Source organism: Hymenobacter polaris (genome assembly GCF_012927305.1).
Taxonomy (GTDB): Bacteria; Bacteroidota; Bacteroidia; order Cytophagales; family Hymenobacteraceae; genus Hymenobacter; species Hymenobacter polaris.
In genome coordinates, this window is the sequence record NZ_JABBGH010000001.1 from 976,190 (window position 1) to 989,304 (window position 13,115).

Annotated in this window: 8 protein-coding genes; all 8 read right to left on the reverse strand. The window is 65.9% G+C overall.

Annotation, left to right across the window (positions count from 1 at the left end):
- Window position 1: 1 nt before the first annotated feature.
- A complete protein-coding gene (locus HHL22_RS04135) occupies window positions 2-2,623 on the reverse strand; it encodes a HEAT repeat domain-containing protein (RefSeq protein WP_169529691.1) in 2,622 nt (873 codons plus the stop codon).
- Window positions 2,577-3,176 (reverse strand): GNAT family N-acetyltransferase, encoded by a 600-nt coding sequence (locus HHL22_RS04140; RefSeq protein WP_169529692.1) that lies wholly within the window; start codon window positions 3,174-3,176, stop codon window positions 2,577-2,579. Before HHL22_RS04140 ends, HHL22_RS04135 begins: the two co-directional genes overlap by 47 nt.
- A gap of 56 nt (window positions 3,177-3,232) precedes the next feature.
- Window positions 3,233-5,845 (reverse strand): TonB-dependent receptor plug domain-containing protein, encoded by a 2,613-nt coding sequence (locus HHL22_RS04145; RefSeq protein ID WP_169529693.1) that lies wholly within the window; start codon window positions 5,843-5,845, stop codon window positions 3,233-3,235.
- 120 nt (window positions 5,846-5,965) lie between these two features.
- The gene (locus HHL22_RS04150) at window positions 5,966-9,154 is read right to left on the reverse strand and encodes a WD40 repeat domain-containing protein (protein WP_169529694.1); all 3,189 of its coding nucleotides are present in this window, start codon (window positions 9,152-9,154) and stop codon (window positions 5,966-5,968) included.
- A 159-nt stretch (window positions 9,155-9,313) separates the two neighbouring features.
- Window positions 9,314-9,751, reverse strand: a complete 438-nt coding sequence (locus HHL22_RS04155) for an ATP-binding protein (RefSeq protein WP_169529695.1) — start codon at window positions 9,749-9,751, stop codon at window positions 9,314-9,316.
- Between the two features lie 110 nt (window positions 9,752-9,861).
- On the reverse strand, window positions 9,862-10,332 hold the full coding sequence (locus HHL22_RS04160; protein WP_206680683.1) for an STAS domain-containing protein: 471 nt from the start codon (window positions 10,330-10,332) through the stop codon (window positions 9,862-9,864).
- A 92-nt stretch (window positions 10,333-10,424) separates the two neighbouring features.
- Window positions 10,425-12,773, reverse strand: a complete 2,349-nt coding sequence (glgX, locus tag HHL22_RS04165) for a glycogen debranching protein GlgX (RefSeq protein WP_206680684.1) — start codon at window positions 12,771-12,773, stop codon at window positions 10,425-10,427.
- Window positions 12,773-13,111: an STAS domain-containing protein gene (locus tag HHL22_RS04170; RefSeq protein ID WP_169529696.1), complete on the reverse strand. Its 339-nt coding sequence runs from the start codon at window positions 13,109-13,111 to the stop codon at window positions 12,773-12,775. Before HHL22_RS04170 ends, glgX begins: the two co-directional genes overlap by 1 nt.
- Window positions 13,112-13,115 lie beyond the last annotated feature (4 nt).

Genomic DNA, 13,115 nt, shown 5'->3' on the forward strand with positions numbered 1-13,115 from the left:
GCTAGATTTCGGACAGGGCGAGCACCGGGGGGGCGGACGCTTTGGCCACCGGCGCGAAGGGGGGCGGGGGCACTTTGTGGCGCAGCAGCAGCTCGGCTTCGGTGAGGCCGGCGGCCACGCGCTCGGCCAGCTGCTGGCCATCGGCCCGGTGGCGGTCGAGCGGCCGCAGCTGCTCGAAGCGGGTGGGGTTGAGCTGGTGCAGCAGGTAGAGCGCCGCCTCGGCCAGCACGGCGTCGGGGGTGGTGGCGGCGGCTACCAGCGGCAGGGTGGGGTCGGTGGTGAGGTGCTGGGGCAGGGCCAGCACCACGGCCGCCTTCACCCAGCTACCCAGCTTGTTGTAGTCCCGGTTGAGGATGTCGAGCAGCCGCTCCTCCACCGATAGCTGCTGCTGCGGGTAGTAGGCATCGGCGCGGCGCAGCTTCTCGGCCAGGGGCAGCGGGGTGAACAGCAGCAGGATGCGGTCGCGCACCTGGGCGGGCAGCGTGGTGCTTATCAGCTCCAGCAGGTAGCCGCGCAACTCGTTGTTCTGGTAGTCAATCAGCTCGCGGATGACGTCGCTCCGGTTGTCGCCGTAGAGGATGACGAGCAGGGTCACAATCTTGCTCATCAGCTGCGTCTTTTCGGCCCGCAGGCCATTGAGCACGTCCGAGTCGGAGGCGAAGCTGGCTAAATCGACGCGGGCGGCCATCAGCCACACCATCTGCTCGAGGTACTCATCCAGTTGCTGCCCCAGGTAGGGGCGCTCGGTGACGGTGGCGCGGTGGTGCAGCTGGGCCAGGCCCTCAAACACCGCCTCGCGGGTGCACTGGCGCGGGTGCTGCAAGTGGCCGCGCAGCAGCCGCAGCGCGGCCTCGCCGCCGATGGTAGCCGCCAGCTCCACCAGCTGCACCTGCTGGCCATCGGGCAGGTTGCCTTGCTTCAGCAAGCGGGCCAGCGAGGGCAGAATGGGGGCGCCCACCGCCAGCAGGGCCGCCACCGCCGCGGCCCGGTAGCGCGGCTGGCCCAGGTGCTCGAACAAGCGGGGCCACAGCTCGGCCCGGCCCAGGCGGCCGGCGGCCGTTATTGCCGCCTCGCGCACGGCGGGGTCTTCGTCGTGCAGCAGCAGCATGACGTGCTGGCAGGCGTGGTAGCGCCCCGAGTAGCTCAGCTCGACGGCGGCAGTGGCGCGGTCGGCCGGGGCGGGCGAGGCGGCCAGGGCCACCAGCGCCGGGAAAGAACGCGGCGCGGGCACGGGCGCGGGGGCGGCCGGCTGGCGGCCACTCAGCTGCTGGTACACGTGCTGCGCCGAGCGCATCACCGCGTCGTTGAGCATGGCGCGGTAGCCGTTCTGGATGCGGAAGGCCAACGTGACCCAGCCCAGCAGCAGCAGCAGAAACACGTAGCACAAATCGACGGGCGTCACGCTGCGGATGCTGTTGAGGGCCAGCAGCAGCAAGCCCGGCAGGATGTTGCCCAGCGCCTTGGGCCCGCCCTCGATGCGGCTCTGGAGCTGCGTGCGCTCGGCGGCCGGAATGGGCTGAAACAGCACCTGGAAGGCCGGGTCGCTGATGGCCCGGCGCACCGCGCTCATAAAAAACCGGCTCAGGGCGATGTAGGCGAAGAACAGCGAGGTGGCGCCGTAGGCCGCGCCGTAGCTGGCCGCCAGCCCGTAGCTGAACAGCAGCAGCACCGGCAGCAGCACAATGCCCAGCCGGACGGAATAGGCGCTGATGAGCTTGTTGTAGAGAAATACCTTGATGAACAGCTCGACCACCGAGCACAGCCCAAAAAACAGCCCTAGGAAGCTGGCCAGGCTCTGCTTGTCGGGGTACACCTGCTTGGACTGCACCGTGAACATGAACTCGACATATACCAGCCCGAACACGGGCAGCAGTGCCAGCACCGCCAGCAGGGCGTAGTAGGCCTTGGCAGCCGCGCTGACCCTAGGGGCAGCCGGCCGGCCGGCAGCGGCCGGCTGGCCCGCCGCCGCCGACGCGGGCTTGTCCGCTTCCAGCACCCCGCGGTAGCGCTGCCGGATGTAGGCCATGAGCACCGCGCACAGCGCCAGCAGCCCAAAGGCCAGCAGCAGCAGCCAGTCGGTGGAGATGACCCGCAGCAGCAGCGGCACCGAGAGGTAGCTGATGATGGAAGCCACCACCTCCCCCACCCCGATGAAGCCGAACAGGCGCTTGGACTGCTCCAGGCCAAAAACGCGCCCCATCGTGGTCCAGAATACCACGCCGTTGACGTAGGTGAACCCGCGGTTCCAGAGAAACAGGGCAAAGTAGAGCCACTTGCTGGGGTGCAGGGCGCTGGCCACCAGCAGCCCGCCCACCGTGAGCACCGTGGCCAGCAGCAGGCCCGCGTTCACGCGGCCGTAGGGCAGGCGCCGCTGCGCCCACTGCACCACTCGCCCTAGGGCATAGATGCCCACCCCACTGGCCACGAAGGCCAGCGGCAGCTGCTGGCGGTCGAAGCTGGTCAGGAACAGCGAGGTCGTGCAGGTGTAGTAGACGGCCATTACGGCGCCCATCAGCAGCGAGTACAGGCTGAACAGCAGCACCGTGCGTCCTTCGCCGGCCTGCAGGTTCAGCAGCCTATAGGCGGTGGGGCGCCAGGGCGGCAGGGTGGCTGGAAGAAGCATAGTAGACCATAAAATGCAGCGGCCAGTCGGGCCGCTCGGGGGCGTTGCGCAGCTCGCACAAGGTGCGGAAACCTAAGTCACTGAGGGCTTTCCGGCGAAAATTCAGCTGGGTGGCCCCGGTCAGGGCGGTGGCGCCGGCGGCCAGGGCGGCCGCCACCCGCACCTGGTCGAGCACCGCCGAAAAATGGTGGCCCCGGTAGCGCGGGTCCACCACCATGCGGCTTATCGAAGCCACCAGCTGGCCGGCGAGCGGCTGGTGGGCGGCGGCGGGCAGCAGGTAGGCGTAGGGCACGTCGGCCAGGCTGGTGTGCAGGCTGAGGCGGGCGGCGGCCACCACCTCGTCTTCGTCGGTAATCACCCAGTGCAGGGCGTGGTGGTCCAACTCTTCCACCCAGCTGGGGCGGGCAAAAAACAGGGGGTCGATGCCCCGCTCATTGCGCCACGACCGCACGCGCAGCCGGCCAATTATATCGCCATGCGTTTGAAAATCAACTTGCTGCAAGCTAAAGGGGGCTTCGGGTTGCAGGTCGGGCGGCGACAGGGTAGTAGTCATGTAAGCATTCATAGCGGAGCGTAGTAGCAGCAGGAAGGAAAGTGCGAGCCCCACCCCTACTTGGTGGGAGCCGTGGGCAGCGTGTAGTAGGCCCCTAAGGAGAAAAAGCGGCGGTCCTGCGGGAAGCGGGACGCAATCAGGATGTTGTTGGCTTCCCGGATGCCGGGCACGAAGTACTCTTTATCGAGCAGGTTATTGACGGAAACCTGCACCGCTAGGCCGTTGATAATCAAGTTGTGGTAGGTCAGGTTGGTATTCAGAATCAGGAACGGGTCGAAGCTGGTTTGGGGGTTGAGGCTGCCCGAGGTACCTGCCCCGGTGCGGCGCCGGCCCACCAGGTTGCCCGACAGGTACACGCTCAGCCGCCCTAGCTGGTAGTCGCCGCCCGCGTTGGCCGTGTAATCGGCAATGTCGCTGATGCGCAGACCGTTGGCCTGGTCGGTGGGATGGGTGTAGGTCGCGTTCCACCAGATGTTGAGCAGCGCCGACTTGTAGCTGCCCTCGGCCTGCAAGCCCCAGATGAGGCGGCTGCCAATGGGCTGAAACTGCTGGGTGAACGTGCCGTTTTCGAGCTGCACCCGCGCCGTGCCCACGGCGTTATCGTAGCTGGAGCGGTAGGCTACCAGGCTGGCCGACAGCTGCTTGGTGGCCTGGTAGTAGAGGCTGCTCTCGAAGTTGCGCACGCGCTCGGGCTGCAAAGTCGGGTTGGCCAGCGCGCGGGCCGTGGTGGTGCCGTACTTCTGCAGAAAGGAAGCATCCTTAAACGCCTGCGAGTAGATGCCCTTGAGCACGAACTTGCCGTAGCCGTAGATGGCCGCCAGCCTAGGGTTCGACACGGTGCCGTAGCCGCCATTGTCGCGCACGGCGTTATTATCGACGCGCACGCCGGCCACCAGCTTCAGGTTTTTGGCGGGCCGGTAGTTGGCCTGGGCGTAAATGCCGAGGTCGGTGGTGCGGAAGTTATTGCCCCCCAGCACCACCGCCGCCGAGGTCGGGATGGTGCCCGTCTCGTCGGCAAAGCCGGTGGTGGACGTGATATAGTTGCCCTGGATGAGGCCGCTGCGCACTTCCACGCCGCCGTTTATATCCAGGTTGGTGCGCGGCGACCAGAACAAACGCAGCTCGTTGCGCAGTTGGGTGGAAATGCGGTACTGGTAGGTGGTGATGGCGCGGGCCATCGAGTCGCGCGACAGCTCCAAGAAGCTGAAGCTGTTGTTGTAGTACCCGCGGTAGGTAACCAGGTTGGTGGCTCCGTCAATCTCGTGCAGCAGGTACGACGTCAGGTTCAGAATCGAGAACTTGTCGCTGAACTGCTTGGTGTAGGTGAGCGAGAAAGCGCGGTCGTGGGTTATCCAGCGCGGATTGCCACCCGCCGGCACGGTCATGCGGTTGGTGTACCAGGGCGTAGCGCCTTCGTCGGTTTGCCAGTTCAAGAACGAGATGGTCAGGTCCTTAAACTCCACTTTGCCCCGTACAAACCAGTCGTACTTGTTGTTGCTGAACCCCACCGGCTGGCCCCCGATGCTGTCGCCAAACACGGCATTGTCGAGCTGCGCGGCGCGGGCGGCCCCCTGCGGCGTGAGCCGAATGGCGTTGGCCGCGCCGTTGCTGCCGTAGCCGATGGTGTAGAGGCTGCTTGGGGGCAGCGCGCGCGTCTTCAGGTAGTCGCTGGCGGCGGTGCCCGTCAGGTCGAGCAGGCCCGTGTAGTCGTTGGCCGTGCGGGCGCTGTAGTTCCACTCGGGGTACACCGACAGGTCGCGGCTGCTGGAGCGGTAGGCGCGGGCGGTAAGCGAGATGGCCACGTCGGGCGTGCGGGCCGACAGCACGCCATCCAGGTACTGCGTGTTGTAGGTGCCGGCCCGCGTCTGGGCCGATACCCCAAACATGCGCGCCGGGCCGGGCTGGTTGCGGAAGCTCTTGGTAATGATGTTAATAACCCCGGTAAAGGCATTGGCGCCGTACAGCGTAGAGGCCGGGCCGTAGATGATTTCCACCCGGTCCAGGTCCGAGAGCGAATACTGCGGCGAAAGCAGCACGCTGCTCGACACCAGGTCGTTTTCCTCCACCCCGTCGATGAGAATTAGGGTTCGGTCGTTGGAGGTGGAGCGGTAGCCGCGCTGGTAGAAGTTGGAGTAGCCCACCCCGTTGCCCTTTATCACGTCGAAGCCCGGCAGGTCGTGCAGCATCTGCTCCATCGTCTGGTAGCCGCGCTGCTCGAAGTCGCGGCTGGTGAGCACCACCACCGTGGCCGGCGCAAACAGGATGTTCTCCGCTTTCTTCGACACCGACGTCACCTGCGTTACCTGCTCCTGGGTCGAGCGCACGTACTGAAACAGGGCCTTGTAGCGGGGCGGGTCGGCGTAGTCGGGCTCGGCCTGGGGGCTCAGCACCAGCAGCTGCCCAATGGCGCGCTGGCTCTGCGCCAGCGAATCGACGGCCAGGTAGCTCAGGGCCAGCAGCCGGTAGGCCTGCACCTGGCCGGTGGTGCTGAAGCCGCTGTTTTTGGCGCACGGCCCCAGCAGGGCAAATACGTCGTCGAAGTTGCCGTTGGCGTAGCGCTTCGCCGCTTCCGGTAGGGTCACGGCTTCGTCGCAGCTCTGCGCGCGCGCCGCCGGCCCGCCCACAGCCGCCAGCAGCAGCCACCAACCTATCAGGTAAAGCATTTTCATAAGGAAGCGTATCAAAGGCGGGAGCTACCGCAGCTTGGGAGGGGCCGCCGGCCCTAGGGCCCACCGGGGCGCCAAGGCCAACAGCTCGTACTTAAGAGCCAGTAAATCAGCGAGAAGAAATTATTTAGAGTTTTTGACTTCGGGATAAGGAATATCTTTGCCCACGTACTGCTCCCACTCCTCCTGGGTGAGCTGGCGGGTGAGCTGGCGGGCCACCTGGTTGTACATGTCGGGCATGTCGATGGTGCGGATGCGCACCGTGCGGTCGGCGCTGCTCCCAATCAGGCGCTTGCCGTCGGGCGTGAAGCAGATGCTCATCACCCAGCCCCCGAAATCGGTGAGCACCACCGGCGGCTGCTGGTCGAGCATGGTGGCCGTGTCCCAGAGGTGAATAGTCCAGTCGGCGCTGCAGCTGGCCAGCAGCTTGCCATCGGGCGAAAACACGAGGTCGCTGACCGTGGAGGTGTGGCGGCCCGACAGCAGCCGCCCCACCGTATCGGGCCGGCTGCCCGCCAGCTGCCACGCGTACACCAGCCCCCGGCTGTTGCCCGTAATGAGGCGGTTGCCCGTGGGGCTGAAGGCCAGTGCCGTCACGCGGCTGCCAAAGCCAGCGCGGGTGAAGATGGCCGGCCGCGCCCGCAAGTCCTTGGCGTCGAAGCTGATAATGCGGTTCTTGTTGGCGCCGCCCACTAGGCGCTTGCCATCGGCCGTGAAGCGGGCGCAGTACAGCGCCATGCCCGCCGGCGCCCGCGCGTACTGCACCGAATCGAGGCCGCCCCCGGCCCTAGGGCGCCAGCTGCGCACCGTGCCGTCGGCACTCACCGACACCAGCAGGCCGGGGGCCGCCTGGCTGGCGGGCTGCCACAGCAGCGTGTGCACCGCGCCGCCGTGGGCGGGCACCACCGCGGGCGTGGCCGTGGGCTGGCTCACGTTCCACACCAGCAGGCCGCCCGCCTCGTTGCCCGCGTAGAGGTGCTGCCCATCGGGCGCAAACAGCAGCGACCGGATGCCCACGGTGCCCTTGCGGGCGGCGCGCAGCACCTGGCCCGGCTGGCTGGCGCCGGCCACCGGCCCTAGGCGCACCGTGCCATCGTCGCCGCCCGAGGCCAGCAGCGGGCTCGCCCCGCCCGACACGGCCACGGCCCGCACGTTGTCGGTGTGGCCGCGCAGCACCACCTGCAGGTTGGCGGCTTTGGCCAGGGCGTTGAAAATATCGGGGTTGTTGAGCTGGCCCCCGTTGGTGATATTGAGGTTGAAGGCGGCCAGGGCCAGCAGGGCGGGCACCTGGGGGTCGGTGCCGTCGGGCAGCTGCACGGCCTCGATGGCCACGGTGCGCGCCACGGCCTTGGCCCGCTGGGCTTCGGCGTCGCGCTGGGCCGAGGTGGCAATTCGCCGCTGGGTTTCGGCCCGCTGCTGGGCCTGCTGGGCCTGCTCGCGGGCGGCCACGGCCCGGTTGCGCGAGGTTTCGGCTTGCTGCTGCGCCTCGGTGGCGGCCTGGCGCTGGGTTTCGGCCTCCTGGCGCTGCTGCTCGGCCGTGCGCTGCGCCCCTAGGGCCAGCTGGCGCTGCTGCTCGGCCGTGCGCTGCGCCCCCACGGCCAGCTGCCGCTGCTCCTCGGTCATCAGCCGCTGCTGGTTGGTGATGACCTCCTGCTGCTCGGCTATCTTCTGCTGCGTCACGGCTTCGCGGGTTTGCTCTTCGGCCCGCTGGCGCTCGGTGAGGGCACGCTGCTTTTCGCGCTGGGCCTCGGTGCTGCTTTGCTGGGCCTGGGTGCGCAGCACCAACGCCACTATCAGCGACAGCAGCGAGATAACCGACACGCCCCCCAGCACCAGCGCGTAGCGGCGGGCGCGCACCAGCCCCCGGCGCTGGCGCTCCTCGTTGCTGCGCATCGCAAAGTCGTGCTGCTTGCGGCTGTACTCCAAGAAGTTGACCGCCCGCTCCAGGTAGGGGTCGTAGCGGTTGGCCCAGGCCTGGGTGGGGCGGTTTTCGGCCAGCCACTTCAAGCCAATCTGCAAGTCGGGGTTGGTCCACAGCCCCGACTTGCCCTCGTGGTAGAGCGCGGCCGACTGGCTGAGCTGCAAGTAGAACTTGGCCGCGGCGGTTTCCTCGTCGGCCCACTGGCGCAGGCGGGCCCACAGGTCCAGGATGCGCTCGTGGGCAATGTCCACCACCAGGTTGTTATCGGTCGCGACGGCCAGCGGCGGCGTCAGAAAGTCCACGCCCGGCGCGCGGAAGTAGCTCAGCACGTCGAGCAGCAAATCGGCGCGCACGCCCACCACCTCGCTGATGCGGCCCACCGGCAGCGGGTGCACCCGCCCCGTGCTGCCGCTGCCCAGCACAATCAGGCCCCGAAACAGCTTTTCGGTGGCCAGCTGGCTTTTCTCGTCGGGCAGGCTGCGGTACACCTCCTCGGCGTGCTGTGAAATGGCGTTTTGAATGGTGCCAATGGCCTCGTAATCGTTCAGGTCGATGGTCAGGTCGTCGGGCCGGCGGTTGCGCTGCCAGTAGTTCCAGGTGCGCATCAGCGCATGCTGCAGCACGGGCAACTGCTGGCCCTCGCGGCCCAGGTCCTGGCGCAGGCGCTGGGTTAGCTCGTCCGAGAGGCTGGCCCCCATCAGGGCCACGGGGGTGGTGATGGCCTGCCAGATTTCGGCATCGCGCATCTGCGGCAGCAAATACGAGCCGCTGTTGATGGCATCGGTCAGGCCGGGGTAGGCTGTGCACTGGTCCAGGTAGTCGGAGCGCATGGTGAGCACCACGTAGATGGGATATTCCACGGCCCGGCTAAAGCCCAGAATGAGCTTGATAAACACCTTCGCATCGCGGTGGGTGCGCCCGTGCTGGTCGTAGCGAAACAGCTCCTCGAACTGGTCGATGTTGACCAGCAGGTTTTCGCGCACGCACCAGGTGGCCAGCACGGCCGGGTTGGTGCGCAGCTGCTCCTCTACCTCATCCAGGGTATGCTGCCGGGCAAAGTCGCGGTCGTGCTCAATAAACGAGTTGTAGAGCGCCAGCGCCAGGTTGCGGATGGGCGTCGACTCGGGCGTGAAGGTGACGATGCGCCAGCGCTCGTAGTGCGAGCTGCTGATGTTGTGGGCTACCAGCTGCGGGATGAGCCCGGCCTTAACCAGCGACGACTTGCCGCTGCCCGACGAGCCCACGATGGCCAAAAAGCGCGTGCGCGTCAGCCGCTCCTGCAAGTCCTGAATCTGGCGGTCGCGGCCAAAAAATAGGTGCGCGTCGGCCGTGTCGAAGCTTCGCAGCCCCGGAAACGGATTCCCCTGCACAGTTTGGGTCAGCACCTCCATCGTGTTACTCTTCCCTGATACTAAAAGCGGAAAATAGATTGAGAACTGAGTGGCTCGCCAACTCAGCAGCAGCTGGTCCGCAAGCCCTAATTATCTGTTTTATAGCTATATAACTTACCCGTCGCTGCCGGCTGGGGCCGGGGCGCGGGCGGCGCGGGCCTAGGGGGCCGGGGGCAGCTCGGGCACGTTCATGCAAAAAATATTGCGGTTGCGCCCGCCCAGGTATTCGTAGCTAAACTTATCTACTCCTTTGATGGTGAGGTGAATACCCATCCCCCCAATGGGCCGCTCCTCCAGCGGCCGGGCAAACAGCTCGTCGGTGGGCAGCTGGTGGTGCAGGGGGTCGAAGGCGGGGGCCTCGTCTTCGAGCACCACCGTAAAGCACTCGTTCGAGCAGTCGGTCAGCAGGTCTACCGGGCCGCTCAGGTTGTTTTCCTCGTAGCCGTGGGTGATGATGTTGGTAGCAATCTCATCCACGGCCAGCAGCAAGTTGTAGGTGGGTTTGCGGGCCAGGCCAGCTTCTTCGGCCTGCGCCTTCACCACCCGCCGAATGCCGTCGAGCGCATCGAGCGTGCCCGCGAAGGTGATTCGTTCCATAACTCTATCAGGCGTAATGGTTTATAAGTCACTTAGGGTCGGCGGCCCGCTAGCTAGCTCGGCCGCGCGGCCCGCGGGGTCGGGGCGGGCCGCGCGGCGGGGCAAGTAGCCTACAGGTAGTGGTCCACGATGTGGAGGCTGTTTTGCAGGCCGGTTTTTTCCAGCGTTTCCACCACCGACTCGGGGGCTTTCACGATGTAGAGGGCCAGGTGCGTGCCCATTTTCTGCTTGGCGAAAATGAGTACCCGCAGGCCCGCCGACGAGATGAATTGCAGCTGCTCGGCCTGCACCACCAGCACGTCGGGCTTTTCGGCGGCCAGCTTCTCGATTTCTTTCTGAAACTCGCGGGCCGATAGCGAGTCGACTTCCCCGGTGAGGGCGATGGTGGCTACTTTCTTGGTTTCGGATTTGATAGTCAGGCTCATGAGGGGAGATGAAAGAAGGGGTGTGGAAGAAGCGGTGCCGGGCACAAAGGCCGGCCGCAGCACGGCCTCGGGGCTCGACACGGTGGCGTAGAGGGCCGCTTGGCGCCGCTGGCCCTGGCGCCGGGTGTTGCTGGTGGTGGGAATGTGGTTTTCCATGACGGGTAAAAAAGTAGGGAGCTAGCAGAAACTGACCCTAGGCCCTTGGCCGGGGCGGAGGGGCCTAGGGGGGCAGCCGCCACTAGCCCCGCTTACTTGGCTACCAGGATGACCACGCTACGCGGGCCCACCAGGAAGCTGCTTTGGTTGTCGAGGTGCAGCTCGGTGCCGGGAGCGTGCACGTCGTCGGGCGCGGCCAGGGCGGTGTTGGCAAACACGTGCCAGTCCTGGTCTTCGGGCAGGCCAGGCAGCTCGAAGTCGAGGGCATCCCAGTACATGTTGAAGGCGATGTACAGGATGTTATCCTGCACGATGCCCTGCTTGGCGTGCTTGCCGCACAGCATAAAGGCAAAGGCGCGGGCGCCCGCACTACTATCGGGCTGCCAGGCACGGGTGCCGTGGAAGCTCACGTCGGGGTAGCCGCTGCCCACGTAGTCCTGGTGGCGGAAGTGCAGGTGACTGCGCAGTACCGGGTGCTGCCGCCGGAAGTGCACCAGGCTTTTGGCAAAGTTGAACAGGTCGGCGTTGGTTTTCAGGTCGTCCCAGTTAAACCAGTTTAGCTCGTTGTCCTGGCAGTAGGTGTTGTTGTTGCCCTTCTGGGTGCGGCCCACCTCGTCGCCCATCAGCAGCATGGGCACGCCCTGGCTCACCAGCAGCATGGCCAGCGCATTCTTTAGCTGCTTGTGGCGCAAGAAGTTGATGCTCTCGTCGGCGGTCGGGCCCTCCCAGCCGCAGTTCCACGAGTCGTTGTCGTTGCCGCCGTCCTGGTTGTTTTCGCCGTTGGCCTCGTTGTGCTTCTCGTTGTAGGCCGTCAGGTCGTAGAGCGTGAAGCCGTCGTGGCAGGTGATGAAGTTGATGCTGGCCGTGGGCCCGCGCTGGCTGTAGAGGTCGGGCGAGCCGGTAACGCGCTCCATCATGGCGCCCACCTTGTTCTCGTCGCCCTTCAGGAACTGCCGGGCGTCGTCGCGGAACTTACCATTCCACTCGGCCCAGCGCCCGTAGGCCGGAAACGAGCCCACCTGGTAGAGCCCGCCCGCGTCCCAGGCCTCGGCAATGAGCTTGCACTTAGCCAGGATGGGGTCGTAGGCCAAAGACTCCAGCAGCGGCGGGTTGGCCAGGGGGCTGCCATCCTGCGCCCGCCCTAGGATGGCGGCGAGGTCGAAGCGGAAGCCGTCGATGTGGTACTCCGCGGCCCAGTAGCGCAGGCAGTCGAGCACCATGTTGCGCACCACGGGGTGGTTGCAGTTCAAGGTGTTGCCGGTGCCCGAGAAGTTGAAGTAGTAGCCCTCCGGCGTGAGCATGTAGTACGTCTTGTTATCGACGCCCCTAAAGGAAATGGTGTGCCCGCGGTGGTCGCCCTCGGCCGTGTGGTTGAACACCACGTCGAGCAGCACCTCAATGCCGTTCTTGTGCAATTCCTTGATGAGCGTTTTCAGCTCGTCCACCTGCATGCCGAAGCGGCCGGTGGCGGCGTAGCCCGCCTTGGGCGAGAAGAAGTTGACCGTACTGTAGCCCCAGTAGTTGACCAGCGGCTCGCCGGTGAGGGGGCTGGTGCGGTTGCCCTCCCACTCGTCGAACTCGTAGATGGGCAGCAGCTCCACGCAGTTCACGCCCAGCTCCTTGAGGTAGGGAATCTTGGCGCGCATGGCGCTAAACGTGCCCCGGTTGCGCACCCCCGACGAGGGGTGCTGCGTGAAGCCCCGCACGTGCATCTCGTACACAATCAGGTCCTCGATGGGGGTTTCCAGCGGGTGGTCGTGCTCCCAGTCGAAGTCCTCGAAAGCCAGGCGCGAGCGGTAGGGGTACACGTTGTCCCAGTTGGGCGGGGCCATCCAGGTGTCGCGCCCGCCAATTACCTTGGCGTAGGGGTCGCTCAAGATAATGTCGGGGTTGAAGCGGTGGCCGGCCTCGGGGTTCCAGGGGCCGCTCATGCGGTAGCCGTACTCCAGGCGCTCGTAGTCCAGCTCGAATACTATCATGCTGTACACGTTGCCCACCCGAAACTCGTCGGGGAACGGAATTTCCACGAACGGCGCCTCGGCCCCGCGCTCAAACAGCACCAGCGTGCAGTCGGTAGCCGCCGCCGAGTAGATGCTAAAATTGATGCCGCCCGTCACCATCGTGGCGCCAAACGGCAGCACGTGGCCGCGCCGGAACTTGTAGCCTAGGTGCTCGTGGGTGGGGTAATAGTCGATGCGCGTTTCGCTGGCGCTGGCCGGGCCCGTGGGGGCGCTACTCGGGCCTAGGGGCGTGGCCGGGGGGGTATCGGTGGCGAGGGCCGCGGCTTCTACCACGGCCGGGGGGCCGGCCTCGCCGGGCACCTCTACCAGGGCGGGCTCGGCCGCCAGCACCTGGGTTTTGGGCTTGCGCGGGGCGCGGGGCTTGGGCGCGGGCTTAGCGTCGGCGCCGTTGGGCGGCGCGGGAGTGGGTTTCTTGGCCATTACTTCGCTTGCAAAAGGGCCAGCCCTTGGGCCAGCGTGTCAACCGTGCTGAAAAAGCTTAGGAAGCCGGTGTCGCTCATCACGTCCTTGATGTCTTCCGACGTGCCCACCAGCACTACCTGGCCATTCTTCGCCTTGAGCTGGCGGTACACCACCAGGAGCACGCGCAGGCCGGCGCTCGACAGAAAATCCACCTGCGTGAGGTCGATTATCACTTCGCGCTGCCCTTGAATAGCCGTCAGGGCCGTGCGCTCGAACTCGCCGGCCGTTTTGCTGTCGATGCTGCCCTCGGCCGTCACGACGGTAATGTCCTCGACCGTGCTTGTGGTTGCAGTCATAATA

Coding starts and splice junctions, on each gene's coding strand:
- HHL22_RS04135 (WP_169529691.1), bottom strand. CDS start 2,623: ATGCTTCTTCCAGCCACCCTGCCGCCCTGGCGCCCCACCGCCTATAGG.
- HHL22_RS04140 (WP_169529692.1), bottom strand. CDS start 3,176: ATGACTACTACCCTGTCGCCGCCCGACCTGCAACCCGAAGCCCCCTTT.
- HHL22_RS04145 (WP_169529693.1), bottom strand. CDS start 5,845: ATGAAAATGCTTTACCTGATAGGTTGGTGGCTGCTGCTGGCGGCTGTG.
- HHL22_RS04150 (WP_169529694.1), bottom strand. CDS start 9,154: ATGGAGGTGCTGACCCAAACTGTGCAGGGGAATCCGTTTCCGGGGCTG.
- HHL22_RS04155 (WP_169529695.1), bottom strand. CDS start 9,751: ATGGAACGAATCACCTTCGCGGGCACGCTCGATGCGCTCGACGGCATT.
- HHL22_RS04160 (WP_206680683.1), bottom strand. CDS start 10,332: ATGGAAAACCACATTCCCACCACCAGCAACACCCGGCGCCAGGGCCAG.
- glgX (WP_206680684.1), bottom strand. CDS start 12,773: ATGGCCAAGAAACCCACTCCCGCGCCGCCCAACGGCGCCGACGCTAAG.
- HHL22_RS04170 (WP_169529696.1), bottom strand. CDS start 13,111: ATGACTGCAACCACAAGCACGGTCGAGGACATTACCGTCGTGACGGCC.